Source organism: Streptomyces odonnellii (assembly GCF_000981895.1).
GTDB lineage: Bacteria > Actinomycetota > Actinomycetes > Streptomycetales > Streptomycetaceae > Streptomyces > Streptomyces odonnellii.
Genome location: NZ_LATD01000477.1, coordinates 1 through 2182, shown reverse-complemented (window position 1 = coordinate 2182; position 2182 = coordinate 1). Strand labels below are relative to the sequence as shown.

2 protein-coding genes are annotated in these 2182 nt (G+C 71.7%); one reads left to right on the top strand and one right to left on the bottom strand.

Going from position 1 to position 2182, the window contains the following annotated elements:
* The coding region (locus WH07_RS33430) for a small ribosomal subunit Rsm22 family protein (RefSeq protein WP_046508500.1) at positions 1–295 on the bottom strand (295 nt) is incomplete at its 3' end.
* A gap of 191 nt (positions 296–486) precedes the next feature.
* Between WH07_RS33430 and WH07_RS33425 the strand changes: the two genes are divergently transcribed.
* The gene (locus WH07_RS33425; RefSeq protein WP_232789148.1) at positions 487–1809 is read left to right on the top strand and encodes a hypothetical protein; all 1323 of its coding nucleotides are present in this window, start codon (positions 487–489) and stop codon (positions 1807–1809) included.
* Positions 1810–2182: the final 373 nt, after the last annotated feature.

Sequence of the window (2182 nt, the reverse complement as noted above, 5' to 3'; positions counted from 1 at the left end):
CCGCCCCCGTCCCCCCGCCCACGTCCACATGGCTCCCGGGCACCCACGAAGGCGCCGCGTCCGCCAGCCCCGCCAGTGCCGCCCGTACCGCCTCGAAGGTCGCGGGCATGCGGTACGCGGCGTACGCGGCCACGTCCGACCGGTCGCGCAGCACCGGCGCGTCCGTCGGGGTGGCGCCCCGGTAGCTGGCGATCAGCCGCTCGACGGCCTGCGCGGCCTGCCGCGGCGGCACCCCGTCGAGCAGCCCGGCCAGCGCGGCCCGCAGAGCCTCGGCGGTGGGAATGGTTGCGCTCACCGGCCGAATTCTAGGCATGCGACCAGTTCACGCGGGCGCCCGCCCGCAATGCCGAAGCGAACTGCGAACCGTTCAGACGGTGTTGCTACGCTGACGCCCGTTGTCCGGCAACCGCTCTCCACGGGGGGACCATGCGACCTCACTGGTCTCACTGGGGCACCACACGTTTTCACCAGGGGCCCGTGAGGACCGTGAGACAGCGGGTCGTGCGCATGACCCTGCTGTCCGGGATCGTCGTGCTGGCGCTGCTGCTCCTCCTCTCCACCTGCGGCGGCAAACAGCAGAAGGCCAAGGGAGACGAAAAGCCCGGCAAGTCCCCGCAGAGCAGTTCCGTCTCCGTACACCGGCCCGTCGTGCCGCCCGCGTTCGACACCGCGCGCGGCTGGGAGATCCTCGGCGGTTCCCCCGACTACGCGGTCGCCGAGGCCACCAGCCGTCTCGCCTATCTGGAGCGGGTCGGCGACACCCGGTTCCGGATCCGTACGCTCGACCCCGCGACCGGCGAGCGCGGCTGGGACGGCGAGCCCTGGCGGCCGCTGTTCGCGCCCGACCGCTTCCCCCGGCTGCTCTCGGTCACCAAGGACGGGGTGGAGTACTTCGTCACCTGGTCGTACGGAAAGCTCGACCCCGAGGCGCTGCGCCCGGCCGACTCCATCGTCTCCCTCGATGTGTACACGGCGACCGACGGCACCCGCACCCGCGTCGAGGTCCCCTGGACGGACGCGCCGATCGTCAGCGCGGCCGGGCCCGGCATCCTGATCAGCGACGGCAAGGCGGTCAGCGCGGTCGTCGACCCGGCGAACGGCGACGTGGTGAAGGTCCCGCCGGGCCAGCTCGGGTACCCCAAGGGATGTACGAACTGCCGCAAGCTGACCGAGGTGCGCTCGGTCACGGGCAAGGGGCTGCTGGTGAGCGGCGCCAAGGAGTTCTGGGTGCGCGGCGGCTGGTACAGCCGGAAGGTCGCGCCGAAGGACACCGACCCCGCCTCCGGGGTGCCCGCCTCGATGGCGCGTGACTACGTCCTCGCCAAGTGGCGGAAGAAGAAGGGCGCCAAGGACGCGGCCACGCACGACGTCTGGGCGCTGCACGAGGCGGCGACGGGCAAGGCGGTGGCGCAGGTACGGTGCCGGAGGCCGGCGATCGTACCGGCCGACGACCCCAAGCTCATCGCCTCCCCGGACGGCCGTTTCCTGATCGCGGGGCGGCTCGCCTTCGATCTGGACGCGAAGAAGGCGTACTGCTTCGAGGAGCCGGACGGCACGCAGCCGCTGACCCTGACGAGCGTGGGCAACGACGGTACGGCGTACGGCGCGATGAACGCCCGCAATACGGCGGACGCGGTGGCGGGGCGCGGCAGCCCGGTCATCGTGGACCTGACCACCGCGACCCCGGAGCCGCTGGAGCCCAATGTCGGGCTGCCCACCGGCGAGACGGCCTCGGCGGGCCTGTTCCGCTGGACGGACGCGAAGGACATCCAGCACCTGATGGGATACCCGTACCGCGAAAAAAACTAGGTCCTGTCCGGTCGATCTTCGTGGATCAGACCGCGGCGTCTGGTGGAGGGGGTCCCTCCCGTGCCGTTCAGGCCACGGGGGAGCATCGCGGGCCGCGAAGATCGGCCGGACAGGGCCTAGGCCCTGTCCAACGGATCAAACCCGGTCTTCTCAAGCCCGTCCGCCCCGGTCTCCTCAAGCCCGTACACCCGGCTCCTCAAGCCCGTCCGGCGCGCTCTTCTCAAGCCTGTCCGGCGATTGAGGACGGAACCGGCACCCCCGGTGCCGGAGACCCGGTCGGTGCCGGCCAGCAAAAACAAGCCCGTCCGGCGATTGAGGACGAACCGGCCCCCGGACGGCCCCGGTGAACCAGCGCCCTACCCCACGGCGCCCC